This is a genomic window from Pseudoalteromonas sp. 2CM37A (genome assembly GCF_023161885.1).
Lineage (GTDB): Bacteria > Pseudomonadota > Gammaproteobacteria > Enterobacterales > Alteromonadaceae > Pseudoalteromonas > Pseudoalteromonas atlantica.
In genome coordinates this window covers 288679-315025 of record NZ_JALNTJ010000004.1, presented here as the reverse complement: position 1 = coordinate 315025, position 26347 = coordinate 288679, and the positions used below count along the sequence as shown (strand labels likewise).

Annotated in this window: 29 protein-coding genes; 14 read left to right on the top strand and 15 right to left on the bottom strand. The window is 40.2% G+C overall.

The window, feature by feature from the left end:
* The first annotated feature begins 54 nt into the window (after window positions 1-54).
* Complete coding sequence (gene yegD / locus MTF68_RS11510) at window positions 55-1419, top strand: molecular chaperone (RefSeq protein ID WP_248462556.1); 1365 nt, start codon at window positions 55-57, stop codon at window positions 1417-1419.
* Between the two features lie 11 nt (window positions 1420-1430).
* Here yegD and MTF68_RS11505 read toward each other — a convergent pair whose 3' ends face one another.
* Genes MTF68_RS11505 through MTF68_RS11495 form a run of 3 tightly spaced genes read right to left on the bottom strand, consistent with a single transcriptional unit; the run spans window position 1431 to window position 3787 of the window.
* Window positions 1431-1895 (bottom strand): methylglyoxal synthase, encoded by a 465-nt coding sequence (locus MTF68_RS11505; RefSeq protein WP_004587385.1) that lies wholly within the window; start codon window positions 1893-1895, stop codon window positions 1431-1433.
* 60 nt (window positions 1896-1955) lie between these two features.
* Window positions 1956-2597, bottom strand: coding sequence for a LysE family translocator (locus MTF68_RS11500; protein ID WP_248462554.1), 642 nt, complete (start codon window positions 2595-2597; stop codon window positions 1956-1958).
* The gene (locus MTF68_RS11495) at window positions 2594-3787 is read right to left on the bottom strand and encodes a multidrug effflux MFS transporter (protein WP_248462552.1); all 1194 of its coding nucleotides are present in this window, start codon (window positions 3785-3787) and stop codon (window positions 2594-2596) included. The genes MTF68_RS11500 and MTF68_RS11495 overlap by 4 nt, the downstream gene beginning before the upstream one ends.
* A gap of 183 nt (window positions 3788-3970) precedes the next feature.
* Between MTF68_RS11495 and MTF68_RS11490 the strand changes: the two genes are divergently transcribed.
* Window positions 3971-4444: a hotdog fold domain-containing protein gene (locus MTF68_RS11490; protein ID WP_029773430.1), complete on the top strand. Its 474-nt coding sequence runs from the start codon at window positions 3971-3973 to the stop codon at window positions 4442-4444.
* 7 nt (window positions 4445-4451) lie between these two features.
* Here the strand turns inward: MTF68_RS11490 and MTF68_RS11485 are convergent, their stop codons facing one another.
* The 3 genes from MTF68_RS11485 to MTF68_RS11475 form a co-directional block, all read right to left on the bottom strand.
* Complete coding sequence (locus MTF68_RS11485; protein ID WP_004587381.1) at window positions 4452-4943, bottom strand: polymer-forming cytoskeletal protein; 492 nt, start codon at window positions 4941-4943, stop codon at window positions 4452-4454.
* On the bottom strand, window positions 4933-6096 hold the full coding sequence (locus tag MTF68_RS11480; RefSeq protein WP_029773431.1) for a M23 family metallopeptidase: 1164 nt from the start codon (window positions 6094-6096) through the stop codon (window positions 4933-4935). The genes MTF68_RS11485 and MTF68_RS11480 overlap by 11 nt, the downstream gene beginning before the upstream one ends.
* Window positions 6097-6234: 138 nt before the next feature.
* The gene (locus MTF68_RS11475) at window positions 6235-6549 is read right to left on the bottom strand and encodes a YebG family protein (RefSeq protein ID WP_248462550.1); all 315 of its coding nucleotides are present in this window, start codon (window positions 6547-6549) and stop codon (window positions 6235-6237) included.
* 345 nt (window positions 6550-6894) lie between these two features.
* Here MTF68_RS11475 and MTF68_RS11470 point away from each other — a divergent pair, with 345 nt between their 5' ends.
* Entirely contained in the window at window positions 6895-7191 is a 297-nt protein-coding gene (locus MTF68_RS11470) for a ComEA family DNA-binding protein (RefSeq protein WP_054982150.1), read from the top strand.
* Window positions 7192-7202: 11 nt separating this feature from the next.
* On the opposite strand, the gene MTF68_RS11465 is transcribed toward MTF68_RS11470, so the two are convergent.
* A complete protein-coding gene (locus MTF68_RS11465) occupies window positions 7203-7505 on the bottom strand; it encodes a DUF6170 family protein (RefSeq protein ID WP_248451076.1) in 303 nt (100 codons plus the stop codon).
* Window position 7506: 1 nt separating this feature from the next.
* On the bottom strand, window positions 7507-8025 hold the full coding sequence (gene dsbB, locus MTF68_RS11460) for a disulfide bond formation protein DsbB (RefSeq protein ID WP_248462549.1): 519 nt from the start codon (window positions 8023-8025) through the stop codon (window positions 7507-7509).
* A gap of 520 nt (window positions 8026-8545) precedes the next feature.
* Here dsbB and fadR point away from each other — a divergent pair.
* Together fadR and MTF68_RS11450 are read left to right on the top strand one after the other, a co-directional pair.
* Entirely contained in the window at window positions 8546-9259 is a 714-nt protein-coding gene (gene fadR, locus MTF68_RS11455) for a fatty acid metabolism transcriptional regulator FadR (protein ID WP_004587375.1), read from the top strand.
* A 235-nt stretch (window positions 9260-9494) separates the two neighbouring features.
* Window positions 9495-10100: a peroxiredoxin C gene (locus MTF68_RS11450; protein ID WP_004587374.1), complete on the top strand. Its 606-nt coding sequence runs from the start codon at window positions 9495-9497 to the stop codon at window positions 10098-10100.
* An 87-nt stretch (window positions 10101-10187) separates the two neighbouring features.
* Here the strand turns inward: MTF68_RS11450 and MTF68_RS11445 are convergent, their stop codons facing one another.
* Window positions 10188-12779, bottom strand: coding sequence for a TonB-dependent receptor (locus MTF68_RS11445; RefSeq protein ID WP_024031815.1), 2592 nt, complete (start codon window positions 12777-12779; stop codon window positions 10188-10190).
* Window positions 12780-13157: 378 nt separating this feature from the next.
* A complete protein-coding gene (smpB, locus tag MTF68_RS11440) occupies window positions 13158-13637 on the bottom strand; it encodes an SsrA-binding protein SmpB (RefSeq protein ID WP_004587371.1) in 480 nt (159 codons plus the stop codon).
* A gap of 145 nt (window positions 13638-13782) precedes the next feature.
* Here smpB and MTF68_RS11435 point away from each other — a divergent pair, with 145 nt between their 5' ends.
* A complete protein-coding gene (locus MTF68_RS11435; RefSeq protein WP_055253005.1) occupies window positions 13783-14220 on the top strand; it encodes a type II toxin-antitoxin system RatA family toxin in 438 nt (145 codons plus the stop codon).
* On the top strand, window positions 14220-14537 hold the full coding sequence (locus MTF68_RS11430; protein ID WP_029773434.1) for an RnfH family protein: 318 nt from the start codon (window positions 14220-14222) through the stop codon (window positions 14535-14537). Before MTF68_RS11435 ends, MTF68_RS11430 begins: the two co-directional genes overlap by 1 nt.
* Before the next feature lie 66 nt (window positions 14538-14603).
* Here the strand turns inward: MTF68_RS11430 and bamE are convergent, their stop codons facing one another.
* Complete coding sequence (gene bamE, locus MTF68_RS11425) at window positions 14604-14963, bottom strand: outer membrane protein assembly factor BamE (protein ID WP_004587368.1); 360 nt, start codon at window positions 14961-14963, stop codon at window positions 14604-14606.
* A 107-nt stretch (window positions 14964-15070) separates the two neighbouring features.
* Here bamE and MTF68_RS11420 point away from each other — a divergent pair, with 107 nt between their 5' ends.
* Window positions 15071-15385, top strand: a complete 315-nt coding sequence (locus tag MTF68_RS11420; protein WP_004587367.1) for a GIY-YIG nuclease family protein — start codon at window positions 15071-15073, stop codon at window positions 15383-15385.
* On the opposite strand, the gene MTF68_RS11415 is transcribed toward MTF68_RS11420, so the two are convergent.
* From MTF68_RS11415 to ilvC, 3 genes are all read right to left on the bottom strand, one after another.
* Window positions 15371-16549 (bottom strand): tetratricopeptide repeat protein, encoded by a 1179-nt coding sequence (locus tag MTF68_RS11415; protein WP_248462547.1) that lies wholly within the window; start codon window positions 16547-16549, stop codon window positions 15371-15373. The genes MTF68_RS11420 and MTF68_RS11415 overlap by 15 nt on opposite strands.
* A gap of 79 nt (window positions 16550-16628) precedes the next feature.
* The gene (locus MTF68_RS11410) at window positions 16629-18548 is read right to left on the bottom strand and encodes a methyl-accepting chemotaxis protein (RefSeq protein ID WP_024031820.1); all 1920 of its coding nucleotides are present in this window, start codon (window positions 18546-18548) and stop codon (window positions 16629-16631) included.
* Between the two features lie 164 nt (window positions 18549-18712).
* Complete coding sequence (gene ilvC / locus MTF68_RS11405; protein WP_029773436.1) at window positions 18713-20185, bottom strand: ketol-acid reductoisomerase; 1473 nt, start codon at window positions 20183-20185, stop codon at window positions 18713-18715.
* Window positions 20186-20324: 139 nt separating this feature from the next.
* Here ilvC and ilvY point away from each other — a divergent pair, with 139 nt between their 5' ends.
* From ilvY to MTF68_RS11375, 6 genes are all read left to right on the top strand, one after another.
* Window positions 20325-21230 carry an HTH-type transcriptional activator IlvY gene (gene ilvY / locus MTF68_RS11400; protein ID WP_121637162.1) on the top strand — a complete coding sequence of 302 codons (906 nt, stop codon included), beginning with the start codon at window positions 20325-20327 and terminating at the stop codon, window positions 21228-21230.
* A 121-nt stretch (window positions 21231-21351) separates the two neighbouring features.
* A complete protein-coding gene (locus MTF68_RS11395; RefSeq protein WP_248462546.1) occupies window positions 21352-22398 on the top strand; it encodes a GGDEF domain-containing protein in 1047 nt (348 codons plus the stop codon).
* Between the two features lie 165 nt (window positions 22399-22563).
* Complete coding sequence (locus MTF68_RS11390; RefSeq protein WP_248462544.1) at window positions 22564-23373, top strand: MipA/OmpV family protein; 810 nt, start codon at window positions 22564-22566, stop codon at window positions 23371-23373.
* A gap of 1 nt (window position 23374) precedes the next feature.
* A complete protein-coding gene (locus MTF68_RS11385) occupies window positions 23375-23755 on the top strand; it encodes a DUF3019 domain-containing protein (protein ID WP_024031825.1) in 381 nt (126 codons plus the stop codon).
* 14 nt (window positions 23756-23769) lie between these two features.
* Window positions 23770-24462, top strand: coding sequence for a response regulator transcription factor (locus tag MTF68_RS11380; RefSeq protein ID WP_024031826.1), 693 nt, complete (start codon window positions 23770-23772; stop codon window positions 24460-24462).
* A 23-nt stretch (window positions 24463-24485) separates the two neighbouring features.
* The gene (locus MTF68_RS11375; protein ID WP_064386818.1) at window positions 24486-25733 is read left to right on the top strand and encodes an ATP-binding protein; all 1248 of its coding nucleotides are present in this window, start codon (window positions 24486-24488) and stop codon (window positions 25731-25733) included.
* A gap of 313 nt (window positions 25734-26046) precedes the next feature.
* Here MTF68_RS11375 and MTF68_RS11370 read toward each other — a convergent pair whose 3' ends face one another.
* Entirely contained in the window at window positions 26047-26268 is a 222-nt protein-coding gene (locus MTF68_RS11370; protein ID WP_004587357.1) for a DUF3820 family protein, read from the bottom strand.
* Window positions 26269-26347: the final 79 nt, after the last annotated feature.

Below are 26347 nucleotides of genomic sequence, written 5' to 3'. Positions count from 1 at the left end.
AATTTTGGCAAAGTATGCTAAATTGCGCGGCCTTTTTCTAATGTATGGTGAAGTATGTTTGTAGGTTTTGATTACGGTAGTTCTAATTGTGCTATGGGTGTTATGGAGCAAGAGGAAGTACAGTTAGTGCCACTTGAGCAAGGAAAGCATTATTTACCTTCTACTCTTTATACGCACCATAGCGCATTAGTTGTCGACTTTGTGGCAAAGCATGTAAAAGGCACAGCCCACGAGCATAACTTTTTAACGCAGCGCCAAGCTTTATTAAATACACTCCCGCGTATTAAGTCAGATCTTGATTTACAACCTACAGATGAAACGCTTTTTATTGGCCGTGAAGCCATTAGTGAATATGTGCAGTTTCCTGAAGAAGGCTACTTTGTAAAATCTCCTAAATCGTTTTTTGGTGCCACAGGCTTAAAGCAAGGGCAAATTAATTTTTTTGAAGATATTGCTACCGCAATGATTTTAAAAATAAAGCAACGCGCAGAGCTTTCACTTAAAACCCCCCTTACGCAAACGGTTATTGGTCGTCCAGTTAACTTTCAGACCGTTGGCGGTGAGCAGTCAAATCAGCAAGCTGTAGGTATTTTAGAGCGCGCTGCTAAGCGTGCGGGCTTTAAAGATGTGGAGTTTTTATACGAACCGCTTGCAGCAGGGATTGATTACGAAAGCAGTTTAGTGGAAGACCAAAAAGTGCTGGTTATTGATATTGGCGGTGGTACCAGCGATTGCTCGTTTGTACAAATGGGGCCAAGCTTTAGAGGTAACAGTGAGCGCGATAATGACTTTTTAGCCCACAGCGGTAAGCGAGTTGGCGGGAATGACTTAGATATAGCGCTTAGTTTTCATGGTTTAATGCCATTGCTTGGTTTAGGCAGTACCTTTAAATCGGGCCTACCTTTGCCAAACCAACCTTTTTGGCAAGCCTGTAAAATTAATGATGTAAATTTACAAAGTCAGTTTTATAGTGAAAGCCACTATCGAGAACTCACTGCCCAATTACGCGATGTCAGTGCACCTGCGCTTTTCAAACGCTTAATTCATCTACAGCAAAATAAACAGGGCCATCAGTTAGTACAGCAAGGTGAGGCGGCTAAAATAGCGCTTTCATCGGCAGATGCTTTTGATTGCGATCTTCGCTTTTTAGATAATGACCTTAGTAAAAACCTATCGGTTAGCGATTTAGCGGTTGCAGTAGAAAGTAGTATTAGCCAAATAGTAACGTTAGCAAAACAAGCAATTACCGATGCAGGAACCACCCCAGACGTTATTTATTTAACAGGGGGGAGTGCACAGTCACCACTTATTAAAGCGGCGTTAAGTGAGCATTTAGGTGATATTAAAATGCTGAATGGCGATCACTTTGGTAGTGTAACGGCTGGCCTAACAAAGTGGGCCAGCATGCTTTATAAGTAGCTTAAAAGGCTTTAAAGACTGATTTGTCGGGTTGCGAGGTATTTTTCGTAATCTGGCAAAGTACGTTCAAGCTCAGTGTCCATTAAGGGCGAGCTTAATAACATGTCGGCGCTGACTTCATTACAGGCCACAGGAATATTCCAAACAGCAGCTAAACGCAGTAATGCTTTAACATCAGGGTCGTGTGGTTGCGATGCCAACGGATCCCAAAAAAACACCAATACATGAATTTCGTGCTCAGCAATTTTAGCACCTAGCTGTTGATCGCCCCCCATAGGACCACTTAATAGCTGAATAACCTCTAGCCCGGTGGTTTTTTCGATTAAATGGCCTGTGGTGCCAGTACCGTATAAGGTGTGTCTGCTTAAGGCTTCTTTGTGTTTTTCGCACCATAATTTAAGCGCGGCTTTTTTACCATCATGCGCAACTAAGGCAATATTTTTATTAGCGGGTAGCGATTGTTTTTTTTGTTCCATGCTGCATCTTATTTTGTTGAGTAACCAAGGCTTTGGTTAAGTAATACCAATTTAGTGTAATTAGTATAATAAATTAATGGCCAGTGCAATAAATACCATGCCGGTCACTCGGTCTATCCAAAGCTGGCTATGTGGGTATTTTTTGAAAAATTGCGCTATTTTGTCGCCAAAATAAATATACGTACAGTCAATTGGGAAAGCAAAAATGGGGTAGAGCAGGCCAAAAAATGCTAATTGAAACGTTGCCGATGATAAGCTTGGGTCTACAAACTGAGGGATAAAAGCAATAAAAAACAACGCGACTTTAGGGTTTAATACCTCGGTCATCATGGCTTGAAACATGACATTTGGCTTTTTACTGGTGCTTACATGGGGCTTATCATCACTAGCGCAATCCATGGTATTTTGCTGCGAAAAAGTGCTTTTAATCATCACAAACCCTAAATAGCACAAATACGCCGCGCCTAAGTACTGTACTGCACTATAAGCGGTGGGCGAGGCTTTTAATACCGCGCTTAAACCAATAACAGCAAAAAATGTGTGTATTACTCCACCTAAAGCAAAGCCAAATGCGCTTTGCATACCTGCCGCTCTGCCATTGGCAAATGTTTGCGCCATTAAAAATGCGTTTGATGGCCCAGGGGCCACCGCCATTAAAAAGCTCGCCAGTAAAAATGATGCTAAAAAATCAGGGTTGATCATGTATTAACCGGGTGCAATGTATGGGCTTTTTTACTCATTAAAATTAGCCAAAGTGGTGCCAATAACAATAAATGAAAAGCAATTAGCCAAGGTGTGCTAAGGCCTAAATATTGCGTTAAAAACACAAGCACACTAGCGCCACTCATTTGCATAGCACCAATTAAGGCAGAGGCTGTACCGGCTTGTTTTGGAAAGCGCGATAACGCCATACCAGCCGCAGAGCCTAAGCTTAGGGCAAAACCAAGTGCTGCAATTAAAATTGGTAGCATAAGCGCAATGGCCGATTCTATATGGCTAAGTGCAATCATTAATATGCCAGAGGCCACCAATACTGTAACCCCAACGCGCAGGGCTTTTTGGCTATTACGTTTAATATAAATGGGCGTAATAAAGCTGGCTACAATACTTAATACGGCATTGAGCGTAAACCAAAAAGTAAAGTCGGCAACGGTGCCCCCTAAGTGCGTAATTATCCACCCAGGTGCCAAGGTGACATACACAAGAATCGCCGACATGGCGACCATACACAGTAAGCTATTAAATAAAAATATCGGTGTTTTTAATATTGGCACAAACCGGCGTAAGTCCAATATATGCCCTTGGTAGTGACTATCAGCAGGGCGGGTTTCTCTAAATAAGGTGAGCGTAATGACCAGGCCCGCTAATGCAAACAAGGTTAAAAACATAAAGTTCATGCGCCAGCCAAATTGCACGGTAAGCCAAGCACCTAAAATAGGCGCAAGCGCAGGAATAAAACACACAATTCCATTTAAATAGGTAATCATTTGCCCGCTGCGTTCGCTGCCGTATTTATCACGTACAATAGCAAAAGCAACCACAAACGTAGCACATGCGCCTAACCCTTGCAGAGCGCGTGCAAACATTAATACAGCAAAAGAGGGCGCCATGTAGGCAAGCAAGGCAGAGCCTGCATACAAGCTAACACCTACAACCGCTACCGGCTTTCGGCCAAACTTATCAGCAAGCGGCCCTGCAATTAATTGCCCTAAACCCACAGTAAGCATAAAAATAGCCACTGTTTGCTGAACCTGTTGTTCGGTTACGTTAAATTGCGTGGCAATAGTTGGAAAAGCGGGAAGATAAATATCAATTGCCATAGGGCAAAATATTACGAGTAACGCTAAGATGAGCAATAAAATTAAGTTAGGTTTAGCGGGCTGTTTTTGCATTAGGTCTCCTTTTGCTGGCTATTTTAGGTGCCCGCATATAAAAAAGAAAGGGCTTATGAGTGAGCCACGCTTTATTGTGATAAATATTTCATGACATTAGGATTAACAGCGCGGTGAATTGCGCTTTTTTTAACTGGTCTGATGTGTTAATTTGAATTTATAAACACAAAATGGGAAATAACAATGAGTAATAAATCAGCCCTTTTAAAAACCTGGCTTAAATTTAAACGCTTACCTTTTGGCAATTGGTTGTTTAGCAAAGCGGTATGCATAAAAGCCCCGTATTTTGGCTCAATGAAACCTTACGTGCTCGATTTAAGAGAAGGGCACTGTAGCGCTGTCGTAAAAAACCGCCGTAGTGTGCATAACCATATTGGGACTATTCATGCTATTGCACAATGTAACTTAGCTGAGCTGTGTGCTGGTGTAATGGTAGATGCCACCGTGCCTTATAAAACGCATCGCTGGATCCCAAAAGGAATGACGGTACACTATTTAGCAAAGGTTGATACCGATGTAACTGCTATTGCAGAAATCGACTTGCCTCGCCAATGGGTAGATAAAGAAGATTTAGTGGTGCCAGTTAAGCTTTACAATACCCGCAATGAACTGGTGTTCACTGCAGATATTACGATGTACATAACCGAAAAAAAGTAATGAGCGCTTAATTAGATTTGGCTTTATCAGCGGCTTGCTTATTAACAAACGACAAGTCGCTATCAGCATCATCAAGCAAAGTTTTTACTTCTTTAGCCGGCTTTAAATCTTCGCTAATAAGTTCCGGTTCTTCTTTTTCAAAGCGCTGTTTTAAGCTGCCTTCAATAATGGCTCCAGCATCAATACTTAGTGTATCGTGAAAAACATCGCCATGTACGTGAGCGCTGCTTTGAATATTCACTTCACTTGCGTTTAGTGAGCCAATAATTTTACCTTTTACAATGACACTTTTAGCCTCAACCACACCTTCAACAATGCCGGTAGAGCCAATTACCAAGTGCTCTGCCTTTATATCGCCATCAATTCGGCCATCTAGCTGAACTTCGCCTTGGCTGGTGAGTGTGCCAGTTAAGCGCACATCTTCAGAAATAATAGAAGGGGTATGATTTACTCTTTTTAACGTAGTTTGACTACTTGGTTGCTTTTTTTTACCGAACACGAGAAAGCGCCTTTGTTATTTTTAGAGGATTGACATGTTTGCCATCGAGTAACACTTCATAGTGTAAGTGTGTGCTGGTACTTCTGCCAGTACTGCCCATTAATCCAATTACCTCATTTTTAGCAATTGTTTGGCCTTTTTTCACTTTAATTTTATTTAAGTGGCCAAAACGGGTGACCAAGCCATTTTTGTGCTCTAGCTCGATAAAGTTACCATAGCCGCCATTTTTACCAGCGCGCAATACACGTGCATCAGCAGGGGCAAAAATTTCGGTTTTATGCCAGCCGGCTAAATCAACACCTTTGTGAAAAGCGCGGCGGTTGTTCATCGGATCTTTACGTAACCCAAAGTTGCTCGAAATATAGTATTTAGCCGCAGGCAAGGGCAGTGAGTTAGGCAGCTCTGTTAAAAAGTTTTCAAGGTTGTTAAGTAATAATAGCTTATCAACAATGGCTAAAAACTGCCCTGGTATTTTAGTTTCGTCAAATACATCTAACGGGCCACCTTGCGCACTGGTTTGTGCGCCCAGTGCTAAATGTTGTTCAAGGGCTGATTCTAAGCCTGCGCCTTTTAACATCGCTAAAATTGCATCATGGCGTTTATTAATTTGCGCATCAATAAGCGCAAAATTGTGCTCGTAGTATTTATTTAAGCGCTCGTAACGTGCGGCAAAAGTGATTGGCGTTAGAAGGCTGGCATGTTTGTCTTTCGGCTCTTCATCTACAAGTGGTTCATGAAACTCGCCTTTGTCTTGATTAACAGGCGACTCAAGTTGTTCTTCTAGTTTTATTGTCTCTTTACTAATAGATGCGGGGAGGGATTCAATCATACCTTGCAAAAGTGCTTGCTTTTGCTCTAGTACAGCAAGTTGTTCTAATTGCTTAGCGTGCAGTGCTTTTTGTTCTTGGACCTGTTTTTGCCACGCTTGTTGTTTGTCAATTTGGCTTTGTTCTATGTCGGTAATTTTATTTGTTTGGCTATAAACACGAAAACTAGAAATACCGACCCAAGTAATAGTGCCTAAAATAAGCAGTACTGTAAAAAGCTGAAACCAAGGCGCCAAAACAACATGCTTAACTTCGCCATTTTGACGAATAAGCAACTGACGGGCTGGGAAAAATTTTTGGTAAAAAGACTTAATAAATACTGACATGGCACATAAACACTCGCTATTAACCGGATTAATGTATCAATTTCAGTCTAAAAAGCCAGAAAAAATTTGTAACTGTTCAAAAATTAATAAAAAAGGGCTGCTATTTAGTAGCAGCCCTTTATTTAAAATAGTCACAAATTAGCTAGCTTGTTGCTCATCGTTATCTTTTATTGATGCTACGTTGTCGGCTTTTTTAGCTTTAGCTGTACCTTTTGTTGTGGGCTCTTTTGCGCCTTTTAACACTGCCATAAAGTCATCTTTACTCTTTGCAATTTCAAGCGCAAGCGATTCAACCTGTTGCTCGCTCAGTGGCACATCTACTTTTTCCAGTATTACTTCAAGCGATTCTGCTATATCGAGCATTTTGTCATAGGCATCCGCTTCTTTTTTAGTAGTAAACGTCATTCGCTCAACTCCGTTTCGTTCTACAACATATTTAACAACAACAGCCATGATCTCTCCTGCTTGATTGCGTGGTAATGTGGTTACTGACCCGTAGGCCACTGTTTTTATATACAGTAAGTGTTTGTGTGTAAAATTGCAAGTATTCGGTGCATTTTTAGCTTGTCATCAATTTGACAAAAAAGCGTAACTTTACTTTAGTTAAGCAATCACTTGTTGTACCAGCTGCATTTTAGGTTTTCGGATTTAGGTGATTATGCACTGGAAATAATATAAGTGATGCGCGTTGCACCTTATTTAGCATTATTTCCTCAAATAAAAATTAAGCACATGTTTAAAGCCAAATTAGCCGTTTAACTATAACGCTTTGGTATAAACAAAAATAAGGAATAACAAATGAAAAATCTATTAACGCTACTTATTATTAGCTTTTTAAGCTTTAGCGCGTTTACCCACGCTAACCCTGTTGAAGATAAGCCTATGGTTGAAATGCCGCAAGCGCCGGTTATTAATATTAATAGTGCCGATTCAGAAATGCTGGCCAAGTTGCCTGGTATTGGTAAGAAAAAAGCGCAGGCTATTGTTGATTACAGGGTTGAAAATGGCGAATTTGACCAGCTGAGCGATTTAGCTAACGTAAAAGGAATAGGTAAAAAGCTTGTAGCTAAACTAGAAGGAAAAGTGTCTTTATAATAGGCAGGGCGCTAAGCGCCCTGTGAATACTGCTCAAGTGCTTTGGCTAAATATTTTTTAGCGAAGTTTATTTCAATCGGGGTTGTTAAAAGCGGGTAACACAGGCCACCTAAAATTAAAAAGGGAATGAGTTCCCACCCTTTAAAAACAGTAAATAATAAAAACAATGGGCTGAGCAATATCAGCTTTACTATTCTTAATAACACTCTATCGGTAGCAGGTAGCATACTTAGTGCAATAGCAACAATGGCTTGTCGCTGCCTCACTTTAAGGTGCTTTAGTTCAGGCAGCTGACTGGTAAAAAACGTAAACATATTAAATAGTCTTTTTAGTAAGTAAGCGAGTGGTAACAATTACAAAAAGCGTGATAGTAAATAACGCAAATAGTATTTCCATCCATGCTGGCATACTTAATCCCGCAAATTGCCAATCGATATTACCGCAATCCCCTGTGGCTTGAAAAAAGCTTGGGATCCATTCATGCAATGGCATAAATGAAGGAAAGTTTGGCTCAAACTCACAGCTAAATGCAAAGGGATCGGTGGTTGTTTGCATTTCAATGTGTTCACGTGCAATAAAGTAGCCCCACACACTTGATACACCCCACACTAAATAAGCGATAGCGCGTACTAATTTACTTTGTGGTTTAGTTGCGCCAATAATGCCTGCCCCTAATAAGCCTAATACCGCAGTTCGCTGGTAAATACACATAATGCATGGAGCAAGGCCCATCTGGTATTGAAAAAACAGTGCGGTGACTTCTAAGAAAAATACAATGCCTGTAAATAGTAGCCATGGAGTACGTTGAGTAGGGAGTTGTGCTAGCCAGTTCATAAAAAATCCGCATTGAAATAAGACGTTGAATTATGTACTAGGATAAAGTAACGAGCAACAAAAAGGGTAAAAAAGCTACCGAAGTCGCTTTTTTTAAGATGAAATTAATAAGCGGTTATGGCCAATCCTATTTAGGGAAAGGTTAAGCTTTTTTGCTAAGTAAACATGTAATATAAGATTGGTTCGCTAAAAAGGCTTGATTAAACGTTACAGTTAACAGGCTCTGCTGTATGCGACTTTTGAATGTGCTTGTTGCCGCACACGGGAATTATTGTAGTAATGTAATGGTTAAGCAAAAACAGCAATAGTATTAATGTACCTACTATGAATAGGATTAATTTATTTAGCTAATTAGGCCTAATTTAAGCATGTTGAATTTTATTATTTACTATTGCGAAATTTTCAGCGGTTGGTTGGCACTTATATCAACGAGTTTACTTGTTAGTTATATTTCATCTGGTACAATCTGTCAGTTATTCGTATAAAACGATGAGTTGTGATTAATTCGAGTGGGAATTGAATGAGAATTTTTAAAGCTAAAAGCCCAGCAGGATTTGCTGAAGAGTATATAGTTGAATCTATCTGGAACGGCGATTTCCCTCCAGGTTCAATTCTACCTGCAGAGCGTGAGCTTTCTGAGTTAATTGGTGTAACCAGAACAACCTTACGTGAAGTACTGCAACGTTTAGCACGCGATGGCTGGCTAACTATTCAGCACGGCAAGCCAACCAGAGTGAATAACTTTTGGGAAACATCGGGTTTAAACATACTCGAAACGCTGGCACGCTTAGATGAAGACAAAATGCCAGAGCTGACCGATCAGTTATTATCTGCACGTACTAATATTAGTGCTATTTATACCCGTGCAGCGATAAAGCTTAACCCTGAGCGTGTTATTGAAATTTTATCAAAAAGCGATGAACTTGAAGACACTGCGCAAGCTTTTGCAGATTACGATTACAAAGTACACCACGAATTAGCTGTCGCTGGTAATAACCGCATATACGTACTTATACTTAACGGTTTTAGAGGGTTTTACTTTAAAATTGGTTGTCATTATTTCTCAGACGCAGGCACTCGCCAGTTAGCACGTCAATTTTATAAAGATCTAACAGTATTGGCTGAAAACCGTGAGCATGATGGCGCGATTTCAATGATGCGTAAGTTTGGCCATCAAACCGGTGAAATCTGGCAAAATATTAAAGGCGATATGCCTTCCGATATCATGGATTAACCCATTTTTAAAACCTGCAAATGCAGGTTTTTTTATAGGCGTAATAAAGTTTTAATATCTGTTCGGTATTTTCGATTGTGCACATCGCTAAATACGATTGTTCTTTTTTCCTTATTAAATTTAAAATGCCACGTAATTATGTGTTGGCGCTATTGTTTTTTTATTTTTAGCGCCCATATAAGTATCAGCATTGCGTATGCAATCGACAACAAACTCAAAATATTTGGAGAATAAAATGGGTGTATTAGTAGGCCGCCAGGCACCAGACTTTACCGCTGCAGCTGTACTAGGTAATGGTGAAATTGTAGATAGCTATAACCTTCATGAAACAATTAAAGGTAAAAAAGCAGTAATCTTCTTTTACCCACTAGATTTCACGTTTGTATGTCCTTCAGAACTTATCGCATTTGATAAGCGTTACGAAGAATTCCAAAAGCGTGGCGTAGAAGTAATTGGTGTTTCTATCGATTCACAATTCTCACACAACGCATGGCGTAACACTGCTGTAGCAGACGGCGGTATTGGTAAAGTTCAATACGCACTAGTTGCAGACGTTAAGCACGAAATTTGTAAAGCATACGACGTTGAGCACCCTGAAGCGGGCGTTGCATTTCGTGGCTCTTTCCTAATCGATGAAGAAGGTAACGTACGTCACCAAGTAGTGAACGACTTACCACTTGGTCGTAACATCGACGAAATGATCCGCATGGTTGACGCGCTAGCATTTCACAGCGAAAACGGCGAAGTATGTCCTGCTGGCTGGGAAGAAGGTAAAAAAGGTATGGACGCAAGCCCTGAAGGTGTTGCTAAGTTCCTATCTGAAAACGAAGGCGAGCTATAATTTAGCCCCTACGTTTTAATAAAAAAACCGCCATATGGCGGTTTTTTTGTTTTTAGCATAGCCCATTTAATAATGGGCTATATTAAATTAAAACGAGAAGGTTACTTTAGTGTAGAAGTAACGACCTCGTGGGTTGTGTACGCCCGATGCATACCCGTAAAGGTCGGCATCGCCATCACCAATGGCAAATGGTGGCTCTTCGTCAAATACGTTATTTACACCAAGCGACACTTTAGTTGCATCACTTACACGGTAAGATGTTTGTAAATCTACCAGTGCTTGCGAGTCAACCATACGCGATGTATTGCTATCAAAGTCTAAATTACCGTCAAAGTCTATATCTGGGGTATCTTCAAACTCGCCTACGTAGCTAATATTTACGTTGGTATTAAATTGGCCAATTTCCCAGTTAGTAGAGAAAATCCAGCGGTGCTCTGGGTAATTGTATTCACCCGTGTAATCGCGGCCGTCTTTTTCAAACTTGTTTTGGTACGCCCATTCTAAGTTAAATTTAAGCAAGCCTAAATCATCCAGCGAATGGTTGTAATTTGCTGATAAATCAACACCTGACACTTCTTGCGAAGAGACGTTTTCAAAGGTGCTGTATATTTTTTGAATGGTGCCTAAGCTATTACCACCACTAGGTGCTAAGCGTACACACACCGTGCTATCTTGGTTATTACACTCAGAGTTATAAATTGGGCCAAATTCTTGTTCATCAATTTTATTATCTTGGGTAATACTCCACACATCTACGCTTAAACCAAACTCAGCAGAAGGTGCCCAAATAAAGCCAACGTTCCATGATTCTGACTCTTCGGCTTCTAAGTCAGGGTTACCCGCAAATTCAATGTTGTAATCTAGCGCGTCACAATCAAGGCCAGTAGCTTCACAGCGATAAGTATCTACAAAAAACTGACTTTCTTGTGATGGACCTAAACCTACTTGTGCAAGCGATGGCGCTCTAAACCCTTGTGCCCACGAACCACGAATGGTTATTTCGTCGGTAGGTGCCCAACGTAAAGCGACTTTAGGGTTTGTTGTATTACCAAAGTCGCTGTAATCATCGTAACGGCCAGCGAGTTGTAGCTCTAGGTTTTCAGCAAGTGGGATTGAAAATTCCACATAGGCTGCGTATTGGTCGCGCTCTGCTGCAGCAGACACAGACTCAGTACCAAAAATTAAACCGCGCTGAAATTGGTCATCCGGTGTATCGGTTACATCTTCTTCACGGTATTCAATACCCGCGGCCATCATAACCACATCATCACCAAAGCTAAATGCTTCACCAGAGATGTTAGCGTCGAATGAGGTCATATGAGACTCACCGCGGCGAACTAAGCTTGTGGTAATTCTGTCAATAACTTCTGGGCTGTTATAGGTGCCACCAAATGGGTTGTAGTTACCGGCATCAATTTCTTGTTGTAAAAAGTCGGTGCGAACCCAACCTTGCGAGCGATCGCCTGTTTGAAGTGATTTACTACGGCCTTTTTGAACTGCAGCTTCCCAGCTCCATTCGTTAATTTCGCCTCTTAGGCCAGCTACAAAGCGAAGCGTGTCTGATTCAATATCCCATTGGCGAGCGCCCGCATCAACCGTACGGTAACGGCCAATTTGAATATCTTCACCAAACGGGTTGTTAGGGTGGCTAGCGGGTACTGTTAAACCTGCATCTTCATCTAGTGGAGTAGGGGCACCGGCTGCAACTGAGGTATTATGTTGCACTGCCATTTCTAAAAAGCCGGTAATACCATTATCAAAATTGTATTCAAATTGAGAAATAGCACCTACGCGCTCAGACTCAGGGGCGATGTAGCCAAATGGGCCGTAATCAAATAAACAACTACCGCTTGATGTGGCGTTTTCAGCAGGGCAATCTGGGTCAATTGTTTTTACACCATCAACATAAAAGTAGCCTGGAAAGCCACGAGAAGAGCGAAAGTCTTCGCCGCCATAAGGCGATTGATTAGCGGTGCCTAAGCTGCCCATTTCATCTGACGAAAGCGAGGTGTTTTTAAAGTAATCAATAATAATTGAGGCGCTGCTTTTTTCGCTAGTTGTACCCCATACTAAACTTGCTGTTGTTTCTTCGTAATTAGGGCCATCGGTACCACCGTAGCCTAAGTTTAGTTCAACGCCATCTATGTCTTTTTTCAAAATAACGTTGACTACGCCCGCTACTGCATCAGAGCCATAAATTGCTGATGCGCCATCTTTTAAAATATCAATGCGTTCAATCGCCGATACCGGAATACTATTAATATCGACAAATGAGTTTGTAATACCTTCGGCAAAGGCACTAATTGCAACACGGCGGCCGTTGATTAGCACCAATGTAGCATCAGCACCTAAACCACGTAGGCTGACCGCGGCAGATCCATTTGCAGTTGAATCTTGGTTGTTGCCGCGTGTTGAGAAAGTACCGCTGCCTGCCACAGGCATTCTTTCGAGGAGTTGTTGAAGGTTATCGTAACCCATGTTTTCGATATCTGCTCTGCCAATAGATTGTACTGGCGAAGGCCCTTCGATATCGGTGCGTTTTATGCGCGAACCTGTTACTTCAATGCGTTCTACTTTTTTTGCTTCTTCAGCAGCATAAGCTGTTGTTGTAAACCCTGCTGAAAGTGCGATTGTAGCACCTGCAATTATGCTAGGTGTAAATGCAATTGATTGCTTCATCCTTAAGTCCTTGTTGATATGTTATAAATTTAGTTGCTTAACAAGCGCTGACATTAATATCATGTAACTTAAGTGTTATCAATCTACACCCTTTGCGATTTTAGTATGAGTTTTTGTAGAGTATTGAGGGAAAAATATTCAATAATAGAAACAACGAAAAGGGATAGACAAGGCTAAATTACTCGCTTTGTATCATAAAATTTGCGCACTAAAATGGACAGGCATCTAAAGAAATTAAAAAAATAAATAAAGTGTAATAATTTATTTATATTACGCACAGGGATGAATTGAATAAAGCTGAGGGTAATTTGATCAGGTTGTTTTAAATTTAACCGGTGAGAAATTAAAAAAAACGCCTAAATAAATTAGGCGTTGTGTTTATACTTTATGTTTCATGAGGCGTTCTTTCTCACGCGACCAATCTTTATTTTTGCCGTCTTCACGTTTGTCATGCATTTTTTTACCTTTTGCTAAGTGAAATTCAAGTTTCACCCAACATTTTTTCCAATACATGGCAGTGGCAACAAGTGAGTAGCCATCTCGTTCAGTGGCACCGACTAATCTATCAAGCTCTTTGCGGCTTAATAACAGTTTACGGTATCGCATTGGATCGCAAATAACATGAGTCGAGGCGCTATTTAAAGGCTGAATTTGACTGCCTAATAAAAAAGCTTCGCCATTTTTAAGATGAATATAAGTTTCTGAGATGTTTACCTTACCAGCTCGGATACTTTTTACTTCCCAGCCCTGTAGTTCAACACCTGCTTCAAACTTGTCGTGTAAAAAATACTCATGACGCGCTTTTTTGTTAAGCGCGATGGTATTACTGTTCGATTTTGATGATTTGTTCTTAGCCATAGTGCCCTATAATATACGTATTAAGAGATGTTTTACATCGATTTTTTATATGTGCCTTTAAAATAATCTGGTGAACTTAAGACCATGAAAATTTGGGGAAACGCGCAAAGCTTGCTAAAATTCGCCCACACAGTTGGGAGTGAGTATGCCACAAATAGAAAAAAGTGCGCTGGTTATGTACAGCACTAAAGAGATGTTCGACCTAGTTAATGATGTAGAAGCTTATCCGCAGTTTTTACCTAATTGCTCAGACTCTAAAATAGTTTCGCAGCACAATAATAACATGACCGCGAGTTTAGAAATATCCAAGGCGGGTATAAAAAAGTGGTTTACCACTGAAAACACCTTTATTGACGAGCAAACCGTGCAATTAAGGCTGGTTGATGGCCCATTTAAAACTCTTAAAGGGCGTTGGCATTTTCAAGCGTTAGATAAAAAAGCCTGTAAAGTTGAGCTTAAGCTTGAATTTGAATTCTCTAGCAAGCTTATAGAGTTGGCGTTTGGTAAAATATTTAATGATGTAGCTAAAAATATGGTTAGCGCATTCACGCAACGTGCAAAAGATGTATACGGAGCAAGATAATGATTAGCGTTGAGATAGTTTTTGCATTACCGACTAAAGCAACCACATTAACAGTGGAAGTAGCGCAAGGAACCACAGCCGAACAAGCTGTTATTCAATCGGGGATCATTGAAAAGTGCCCTGAAATAGACCCAACTGCGCTTACTTTAGGTGTATGGAATAGAACAGTAAAAGCGCATTATGAATTAAAAGATGGCGACAGAATAGAAATTTATCGTCCACTAATTGCAGACCCTAAAGATGCTCGAAGAAAGCGTGCTGAAAAAGCAAAAGAGGAAGGCCGAGCAAATAAAGTTACCGGTGGGCGTCCTTTATAAAGGTCATTAATGTAGTTATTAAAAAAAAGGTGAGCTATGCTCACCTTTTTTTAATAACTAAAGCGTTTACTGCTCTAGCGGAGTATCAAAGTTTTCTGGTTGATCATAATCACCCGAAACAGCAACTAGTTGATCATTTTCAAATTTAACCAGCAACTCTTTATGCTGCTCATTATCGCGACCTTTGTTAAAGCTGTACACATAACGCCAGGTACTATTATCAAACGCATCTTCTGCTATTGGACGACCTAATACATAAATAACTTGCTCTCGTGTCATGTTTACACGAAGCTTATCTACATCTGATTGCTCTAAAAAGTTACCCTGTGGGATATTGATTCTATATACCCAGCTAGAACAACCTGCTAAAGAGCTGAATGTGAGAGCAACGATAAGCCAAAGAGAAAAAGTTTTTAACGACTGCATTGTTAGTTGTGATCCTTATTTTTTATAATCTGCATGATACCGATTAGTCACTGAAGGTAAAACCCTTTTAAGAAATTGTTTTTAGTTACGAGGGTTAGGGCAACGTTTTGACCACAAACACACAAAAAAGTTTAAGTATAAATATAAGCAAAGCACACAAAGTACCCTCAACGTGGTATTTGTATATAGTGCAAACGCGTTTAGGCCACTGGTATACAGGTATAACAACCAATGTTGATAAGCGCTTAGCCACGCATCAAGCGGGTAAAGGCGCAAAAAACTTAAAAGGCAAAGGCCCTTTAGTTTTAATTCATCAACAAAAGGTGGGCTCAAAAAGCGAAGCCAGCAAGTTAGAGTGGCAAATTAAAAAATTAAGTAGGGCCCAAAAAGAGCACTACGTACAACAGCTAATGACTAAGTGAAGCTGTGGCATTTTTTAATGCTTTTAATTTATTACGATAGCGGGCTTTGTCATAGCTAAACTCGGCGTTTATACCCGCTAAACGCATATAATGTGTTGCCTGCTTTATATTGCCGGTAAAATAATATGCTCGCGCAAGGCCAAAGTGGCTTTCGTGTAACTTAGCGTCAATTTTATAAGCGCTTTTAAAATGCTTAATCGCTTGAGAGTAACTTTTAAGTACCAGTTCACTATTACCCAATGATATATGGTAATACGGGTTAGCTTGGCGCTTTTTATTGAGCTGTTTTAGCATTTGCTGACCTTGTTTAGCGCGGTTACTTAAGGTGTACAGCACAGCGAGATTACCTATGGCAGTATGGTTATTTTTATCAAGCAATAAAGCATAGTTATATGCCTGTTCAGCTTCTTTTAAATAATTAAGCTGCCTAAATACAATACCTAAATTCCCCCAGCCACCACTGTATAATGGGGCGGCTTCAACGGCGGCACTAAAATAGCTATAAGCTAAATTATAATTTTTATTTACTAAAGCTTGAGCGCCTTTATTGTTATAAAACATAGCCGTAACAAACTCTTTGCTTATTGGGCTGGTTTTAAAGCGTTGTTTTCTTATATTCGGGTCGAAGTCTATGGTTAACTGTTTATCACGTTGATAAACCATTGTGGCTGGTATTGTTTGCATAAGCGCATTGTCAATTGATAAATTAATATGCCCTGTCAGTAAATTAACCCCTTTATTCATTGCCCAATATTCAGGAATATGAACCTTTTGAAAGCGCGCTTTTATACCTAAATAATCGGCTAAGCTATACGCTAATATCGATAACGACAGGCAATTAGCATTTAAATTAGCGTAGGTTTGCGATGCACTCAATGTGGCGCCACTTTGATAGGTTAATGAGTTATCGCCGTTTTTTAATAAAAAACTTAAAATACTGTTCGCTAAGTAATGCGCGCTTCGCTTACTGGTTAAGTGGGCATCAAGTTGGGAAGTGATTGTTTTGTCGAGCTTAAATATGTCTTGCTCGGTTTCGACGTTAATACGGTTAAATGTTGGATGGTTTGCTAGGGCAAGCGGCGGCGGTTCACGCACCGTGGTGTTACATGCGCTTAAATATAAGCAACTACTTAGTAATAATGCGTTAAAACAAGATATGTTCATAAACCACCTCCAACATATTACATCTATAAGTGTAGATGCAATATGCGCAGGTGGTTTATTAAAGTGTTACAAAACGTGTTTAGTGGTGTTTTTCAAAGGTGGCTACGAGTGCATCAAGGGCTTGAGCGCTATTTGCTAAATCGCGAATTGCTTGCTCGGTGTTTATTTGCTCATTCATAGCACGGTCACTAATTTCACTTATTTGCTCAATATTACGTCCTACATCAGCAACCACGTTACTTTGCTGCTCAGTTGCGGTGGCAATTAAAGTAGCCATGTCGTTTATTTGATTTGCTGTTTCGCTTATCGCATCAAGCAATTCAACAGAGCTTTGCATTGCGCCTACGCTTTGTTGGGCTTTTTGCTTAGATTGACTAATATCGTTTACTACATCTTCAGAAATAGTGGTTAGCTCTTCAATCATTGACTGAATTTCGGTGGTTGATTGCGAGGTACGATTAGCAAGCGCGCGTACTTCATCGGCCACCACTGCAAAGCCTCTACCATGCTCACCAGCCCGTGCCGATTCGATGGCTGCGTTTAAGGCCAGTAAATTAGTTTGCTCTGAAATGCCGCGAATAGAGTCAACAATACTCGCTATATCAATTGTTTTTTTAGAAAGCAGTGTTACTTGTTCGGTAATGCCGTCAATGTCAGTGGCAAGCGCTGAAATTGTAGCTTGGCTTTGCAGTACTTGCTGATGGCTTTGGCTGGTGTTTTCTTGACTGCTTTGCGTTAACTTGGCTGCATTAGCCGCACTTTGTGCTATTTCTTGTACAGTTGCGCCCATTTCGTTAATGGCTGCAGCTACCGAAATGGTTTGCTCTTTTTGATTATCAATAGACTGCGAGTTGTTTTTTGCTTGTTCAAATACATGATTAGAACTTTGGCGTATTTCTGTACTTTCGTTGGCGACTTGCTTTATGGCAGTTTCAATTTTATGAATAAATTGGTTAAAGCCATGGCTTAAATTGTTTAGCTCTGGCTGATTAGACTCTGGCAAACGGTACGCTAAATTAGCATCGCCTGATCCTAAACGTGAGAACAGCTCGGCCATATCCGAAAGCGGTGACGCTAAAGAACGTGCTAACAAGTAACTTAGCATGCTAGCAACGAGGGCTATCACTAGCGTAAAGGTAAATATTTGCCACTCCAATGTACCTACAGTCGCAAACACCTCACTTTTAGGTACTTGGGCTAATACGTATAAGTCGGTATTGGCTATTGGCATGGCTGCTAAAAATGTGGCTTCGTTATTAAGTGATAATTCTGTAATTGCAAAACCAGAGGGGTTATATAAAGTACTATGAACATTACTGCCATAAAGTGTGTCTATGTTTACTTTAGCCACTTTATTTGCATCTTTATGTAACTGAATTAAGCCGCTTTTATCTGCAATAAACACAAAGCCTGTTTGCTCAATTTTAAATTGTTGTAATAGCTTTTGCATGTCGGTGATGCTTTTTGCAAGCCCCGCTAATCCAAGCCCATTTGTTTGTTGATGATTTACAAACATTTTTACATCAGTCGGGGATTCTTGATAAATACTGATTGAGTACGGATTATTTGAGTTGGTAAAGCCAAAAAACCACCCATCAGCCGCGTCGTTTTTAAGCACGCGTAAAAATCCGTGTTGGTTCCAATATTGTGCTGTATCACGGTTAGCCCACGACGCCGTTGCTAAATCAAACTGCTTTGCTACGCGGTTTAATTCTTTAAGCAGTAGTGTGTCGTCTTGGTTATTTGAGCGCGCCCACTCTAAGATAAATTCATTTGATGATAGTTGCTGTGCAGCACCTAGTAGTTCGTTTATTTCGCCACCAATTTGATTGCTAATACTATGTAATTTGCTGGGTAGCTCAGATTCAATCATACGTCGTTCTATAATATCTTCAGAGCTATATAAAGACGTTAAACCAATTAATGCAGCGACACAGATTGCAATGGTACTGCCTAAAATGGTGATTTTTTGAGTGATAGTTAGGTTTTTTATCGTCATATTATTTAACTTTACAACTAGGTAGATAGCCATGTTAGCACATTATTAATTAAGCGCTAATTATTGCAATATATCTAAAAGGGTATACTCGCTTTTTATTATTACTAGCACGAAAAAGCCCACAGCATATGCATGTGGGCTTGGTTTCTAACAAGCGAAACTAGTTATACAATTTTCTTCATTGCTGACATGTAGCCGCGTAGTCTAGCGCCAACAATTTCAACAGGGTGCTCACGTAGTGCAGTGTTAATTTGAATCAGTGTTTGGTTATCTACTTGGTTACTTTGCTCATTTAAGCCTTTACCAATAACATCGGTGTCGATGTTTTTCATAAAATCGGCCAATAATGGTAAACACGCATGGTTGTATAAGTAACAGCCGTATTCTGCAGTGTCAGAAATAGTACGGTTCATTTCGAATAACTTTTTACGTGCTATTGTGTTGGCAATTAACGGTGTTTCGTGTAAAGACTCATAATAAGCCGACTCGTCAATAATGCCTGCTGCAGTCATGGTTTCAAATGCAAGCTCAACGCCCGCTTTAACCATAGCAACCATTAAAATACCGTTATCGAAAAACTCTTGCTCAGAGATTTCTACATCACCAGCAGGGGTTTTTTCAAAGTTAGTTTCGGCAGTTTCTGCACGCCATTTTAGTAAGTTTGCATCGTCGTTTGCCCAATCTTCCATCATTACGCGTGAGAAAGTACCGTCGATAATGTCATCTTGGTGCTTGTTATAAAGCGGGCGCATAATAACTTTAAGTTCTTCGCTTAGTTCAAACGCTTTTACTTTTGCAGGGTTTGATAAACGGTCAAGCATGTTAGTAACGCCGCCGTATTTAAGGGCTTCGGTAATTACTTCCCAGCCGTATTGAATTAGTTTTGATGCGTAACCCGCATCAATGCCTTTTTCAATCATTTTATCAAAACATAAAATTGAACCGGTTTGTAACATGCCACAAAGAATTGTTTGCTCGCCCATTAAGTCTGATTTAACTTCAGCGATAAACGATGACTTAAGTACACCGGCACGATGACCACCGGTACCCGCAGCGTAGGCTTTAGCTTGTGCTAAGCCGTGACCTTGTGGGTCATTTTCTGGGTGAACAGCAATAAGAGTAGGTACACCAAAGCCGCGTTTGTATTCTTCGCGCACTTCAGAGCCAGGACACTTAGGAGCAACCATGATTACCGTAATGTCTTCACGAATTTGCATGCCTTCTTCAACAATATTAAAACCGTGCGAGTAAGCAAGTGTAGAGCCTTGTTTCATTAAAGGCATAATGGCAGTTACAACGGCCGTATGTTGCTTATCAGGTGTTAGGTTTAATACTACGTCAGCGCTCGGAATTAGCTCTTCGTACGTGCCTACAGTAAAACCGTTTTCAGATGCATTTAGGTATGATTGACGACGCTCATCAATTGCTGATTGACGTAACGTGTACGATACATCTAGGCCTGAGTCACGTAAGTTTAAACCTTGGTTAAGACCTTGTGCGCCACAGCCAACAATAACCAGCTTTTTACCTTTAAGTGCATCAACACCATCGGTAAATTCACTTGGGTCCATAAATTCACATTGCGCTAATTGAGCTAACTGCTCGCGTAAAGGTAAGGTATTAAAATAATTCGCCATGTTAGTGTCCTATAATTCGTGTTTGTTAGATGCAAAGCGTATTTGCTTTGCTTAAACACACCATAAAAAAAAACTTTGCTTGCGTAAAATGATATATTTGCACTAAAGTATTTCAAAAAATGAAACGTATAGGCGTGTAATGGATCATAAGCATTTAAATTACTTTTTAGCGTTAGCTAAAACGCTCCATTTTGCCCGTGCGAGCGAGCTGTGCCATATAAGTGCACCTACATTAAGTCGCAATATTAAGCAGCTTGAAGATGAGGTGGGCGTTGCTTTATTTATACGCGATAACCGAAGTGTAAAATTAACTAAAGAAGGGGAGTCGTTTATTGATTACGCCACCTCTACACTGGCTAATTGGCAGCGCTTTAAAGCGAATGTGAAAGACCCAACCCAGCATATTTACGGTAATGTGAGTATTTATTGCTCAGTCACCGCCTCGTATAGTTTTTTGCATCAAATATTAGAACAACTCCGCGCGCAGCATCAGCATATAGAAATAACGCTCAATACCGGCGATCCGGCGTTGGCAATAAACCGAGTACTGGATGCCCATGAATCAATGGCTATTGCTGCACGGCCAAGTAAACTGCCTGCCCAAATTGCTTTTGTTAATATAGGCCACTCTCCACTGGTTCTTATTGGCCCTAAAATTCAATGCCCGATCAGCGAAAAAATAGCGAAAAATGCCCCACATATCGATTGGTCAGAACTGGAGTTTATTGTACCTGAGCAAGGTTTTTCTAGGCAGCGGTTAGAGCAGTGGTGGCGAAAAAATAACGTGCATGGAAAAATTTATGCACAAGTGGCTGGGCACGAAGCTATGGTGTCTATGGTGAGCCTAGGATTAGGTGTCGCCATGGTTCCCAAAATAGTGCTAGATAATAGTCCGCTACAAGACAAGGTACACGTACTGCCCAGTGAAAATTACCAGCCAGAAGGGTTTGATATTGGTTTGGCGGTGCTAAAAAAAGAGCTTAACGACCCTGCAATCAGTGCATTATGGAATATTGCACAAACTTTAGGCGCAAATGTTATTTAAGCTTTTAACGATTAATATAATTCAGTAAATAGTATGATTAACAGTTGCGTATGAGTTTACTATTACTTAACATGAAAGCTTAATAATAAAAAATAATGACGCACGAGAGTTTATAATAATTATGGATCATGCTGTATCGCTCGCTCATTCTGCTCAATGTTTAAAAAAAGCAATTCCTCTGATGGTAAAATACCGAATGCCGGTAACGCCTATCAATTACGCTATTTGGTATTGCTATGTGCAAGGCAGTAAACCAGCATTAAATGCTGAGCTTGATCACGTCATTGCTGAGCAACAAACATGTACTCAAAATAAAGCAAAAGAAATTTTTGATAAGCATTTGAGCGAAGATGACTTAGTGTTTTTTCAAGAAATGGCAGATCGCTTCCATGGCACTATGGAGCAAGTACAGCATGATATAAGCGTTACCCTCGATCATTCTAAAAGCTTTACCACGTCGTTGGTAGATTCTCAAAATGAGTTAGCAAGTTTAGCTAATGTAAATTCGTTTAACGAAATACTCGGTTGTGTTGAACGCTTAACTGACGAGTCGGTGGCTATGCAAGACTATGCGCGAGAATTTCAAACTAAGCTTGCGGTAGCCTATAACGAAATTAAAGATTTAAAAGAAGCACTTAACCTTTCTCAAGAAGCAGCCGATACAGACCCCCTGACAGGCTTTTTTAATAGAAGAAAGTTTGATGATGATATTCAGCAGTTTTGTCAAACCTATTCAGAGCAAGCTGACGAGAGCGTATTGGCGGTACTAATCATGTTTGATATTGATCACTTTAAACGTTTTAACGACGATTTTGGTCATCAAAAAGGCGATGAAGTACTTAAATTAGTAGCCAAAAAAGTTTCGCAAAATATTTCCGATAGCCTGAATGTTTACCGCTATGGTGGTGATGAGTTTTGTATTACCGGGTATTTTGACAGCATCAACGAGATTATGGTGTTTGCTGATAAAATTCGTTTAGATATTGCCTCATTAACTATCCGTAAAAAAGACGATGTAAATTCTAAACGTGCAATTTCTGCAAGTTTTGGGCTCGCTATTTTACGTCCATTCACGAAAGGTTCGGTACTTATTGAGCGCGCCGACCGTGCTTTATATATAGCTAAAACACATGGTCGCAACCGTATTGAAATAGCCTCTGATATTTAAATGTGATACGCATGTATAAAAATTGTGAATGATTGTAACCAGGTGGCGCACATTTGTGCTTACCTTGCTAGTATGGGTTACTTACTTATTTTACTCATTTAGATTAGGTTAATGCGGCTCAATACTTTTATTTACATTTTTTGCTTTGTGGTGTGTCTTGTTTGCGTGCCTAGCACAGCTTCGCAGGCCTACAACGAACAAGAGTATGCACAGCAACATATTACTGTTAAGAAGTGGCATGTAAATCTAAGTGTCGGCGCGGGTGTTATTACCAACCCTCTGCATGGCGGAAAAAACGTCCCGCTCCCTGTGATCCCGCGAATTGCTTTTTATGGCGAGCGTTGGTTTTTCGATAATGGTCGCCTTGGCTTCACACTTGTAGAAAATCAAAAGCATCATTTTAATATCGTTTCAGAACTTAACGCAGAGTCACGCTTTTTTATTGATTGGCATCCTAATAACCTCTTTGTTTTACCAGCAACCGCAGGTGCTTCTGCATTAGCGCAAAATAATCCCCAGCCTAAAAAAATAAATATCGATAATATTGATAATCGCCATTTAGCCCTAGATGCCGGGGGAAGCTATCATTATGTGCAGAAAAACCATGTGCTATCGATACAGTTATTACACGATATAAGTAATGTTTATAACGGTACTCGGGGCGCTATACAATGGCAGTACCACAGTGAAGTAGGGCGTTTAAAGTTAAAACCAACACTTGGGGTTAACTATAAATCAGCTGAATTAAACAGCTACTATTATGGTTTAAAAGCACACGAAACCTCATTAGGTAAAATTGACGTTGGTAGTAGCTGGCAACCTTATGCTAAAATCGACGCCAGTTGGCCATTGAGTGAGGCTAACAGTCTTCGTTTTCATGTAGCATATTACGACTATTCAGCTATGGATGGCAGTCCGCTTTTTGAACGTAACTATTCAATGACTGCTTTTATAGGATTCGATCATACTTTTTAATATGAAGTATTTAATGTTGATTGTGCTTACAGTTTTTCTGTTTAGCCCTCCCGTTGTAGCGCAAAATGCGTCTTTAAAGGTCTCTCCCAAAGTGTGTGTTGTGTCTGAGCAGCAAGCGTTTTGCGATCTCGATTTAAAGTTTAATTGGCAGCAACCATCGCCGAGCGATGCATGCCTGTACCAACAAAACAAACTGATTAAATGCTGGCAACAGCAGGCTGTTGGTGAGTTTGAGTATAAAGCGCGTGTTCAGGTAGAGACCATATACTCCTTAATCAATCCTCATACCGGTGTGTTAATTGCTAAAACACACGTTGAAGTGCAAAGTGCTGATGCTAAAAAAAGTAGGCGCAGGCTTCGCTCTCCATGGAGCTATTTTTAATTTAGGAGCAACTCATGCCAAAAATTTTACTTGTTGAAGATGACCTAGGTTTACAACAACTAACAAAAGATTATCTTGAACATAATGGCTTAGAAGTAGACGTATTAAGCCGTGGTGATGAAGTATTTAGTTATCTTGAGAATAACGCTGCTGATTTAATGATTTTAGATATTATGTTGCCAGGTAAAGATGGCTTTAGCGTATGTCGACAAGTACGTGATAAGTTTTCGTTGCCAATTTTAATGCTTACTGCAAAAGGTGAAGACTTTGACCAGGTGATTGGCTTAGAGCTTGGCGCAGATGATTATGTGGTAAAACCTGCAGAACCGCGTGTTTTACTGGCGCGTGTAAATGCATTACTGCGTCGCGGGCAACCCGTGGTTAAGGCCGCAGAAGAGATTCAGTTTGGTGATTTAGTCATTGATAAAACCAGCCGAATTGTTAAATTAAACGAAAACGAAATAGTACTTACATCGCATGAGTTTGAGCTACTATGGCTACTTGCCTCAAATGCAGGCGAAGTACTAAGCCGTGAACATGTTCATCAACATATGATTGGTCGTCAATACGATGGGCTTGACCGTACCGTTGATGTACGCGTGTCACGAATTCGTAAAAAGCTAGGTGATAACAGCGATAAACCTTACCGTATAAAAACCGTGTGGGGGCAAGGTTACTTGTTTGTATCAGACGCCTGGGAAAAATAATATATGAAGGTAAATAAGGAATAATGGGCAAACTATTTATAAGTTTATATGTTTATATCATTGTTTCTTTATTTATTGTTAGTGGTGTTATAGAACAAATTTGGCCTTACGAAGAGACGCAGCAGCAAGTGCTGTTAGATGATGAGTTTGGCCAAGCACTTTGGTTATTATCGCAAACCGATGATGGGCTAGATAAGCTAAAACACAGCTTTGAAAGCCAAGTTATTGCCCGCAAAGATCTTATTTTACCCCTTAAGCAGCAAGCCTCATTAGATAAAAATCATTACCTGTACCTGTATGATAAAAAGCAGCGCATAGTGTGGTATGTTGAGCTTGGTGATAACAAGCTACTTCAAATTGGTCCAGTAGGCGTTATAAAAGCACCTGAAAGTTCTGTTATCCCGTATTTAATGTTACTGGCTATTGTAGGGTTACCTGTGGGGCTGTGGAGCTTTTTACTATGGCGTGATTTTTCTAAATTAAGCCATGCGTGCGAAGCGGTAGATGGCTCGCAAGACTTTAACTTAAGCAGTCCTTCTAAATCGTTTTTTTTACCCGTTACTGATACTCTAAAAGTAATGCAGCAGCGCATAGAGCATCTTCTTAGTGCGCAACAAGAACTTACCTCCTCTGTATCTCATGAATTTAGAACGCCCCTTGCACGATTAAAATTTGGTATAGCCATGTTAGAAGAAACACTGCAATCGGAAAAAGGGCAACATTACCTAACTAATATGCAGGCAGATATAAGCGAACTTGAAGCGCTTGTGTGTGAAATGCTTGAATATGCTCGGCTTGATTCGCAGCAACCAAGCTTAGCTAGAAGCGACGTTGATTTGGCTGCCTTAACACAGTCGGTCATTAATAAGCTAAATTTTGCAAGCGGCATAGAGTTTAATGCGGTGTTACCACAGGCTTTAGTGTACAAGTGTGATGCGCACTTTATTGCGCGTGTAATGCAAAACCTAGTGGGCAATGCGTTAAAATACGCTGTTAGTCGTGTTGATGTCACACTCAAAGCGCAGGGTGATGCAATTTACTTTATTGTGGAAGATGACGGAGAAGGTATTTTAAAAAGCGACAGAGAAAGCGTATTTAAACCTTTTACTCGTTTAGATAAAAGCCGTGATAAAAGCACAGGGGGCTTTGGTTTAGGCTTAGCAATAGTGGCAAAAATTGTATCGTGGCATAAAGGGCACTATTCAATCACTGACTCATCGCTTGGTGGCGCTAAGTTTATAGTTACCTTACCTAATACCTATCCACAATAATATTTAATCATTTTGTGGGGCCAAATGTGTCGCTAGCTACGTTAAAAAACTCCCATTTACGACTGCATGAATGCAGAAGGTAGAGCAATGCAGGAGCAATTGCCGAGAACAACTAAATAGCAAATTTTTTGCCTAGCTATCAACACGTTTTTCCATCCTCAAAATAGATTACTTAATTATGCGGATTGGTATAAAAGCAATTCACCTAAAAACGCCAGACATAAAAAAAGCGCCTAAGGCGCTTTTTGTGGTTAAAAACCAAAATCAACAAGTAGCAAAATAGTAGACCCGGCTACGTGGAAAAAGTTCTCAATTATTTTTCATTTTTTTTAAGTAGGGGCATCAGCATTTGCTCAAGCCCATTTAATTTAACCTCGTACATCATTGCAAGCTGCGCCCCGAGTTTACTTTCTGGAAACCCTTGCTGTTTAAACCACACTAGGTAGGGCTCTGGCAAAAGCAACAGGGGTCTGCCTGCGTATTTTCCAAAGGGCATAATTGTATTAATGGCGAGCTTGAGTTCGGCTGTATCCATAATAAGTCAGTAATTGATAAAACGTATAATAGTAATACTACTGCTTATTAATAATAAACGCATTAAATAGCGGCTGGGT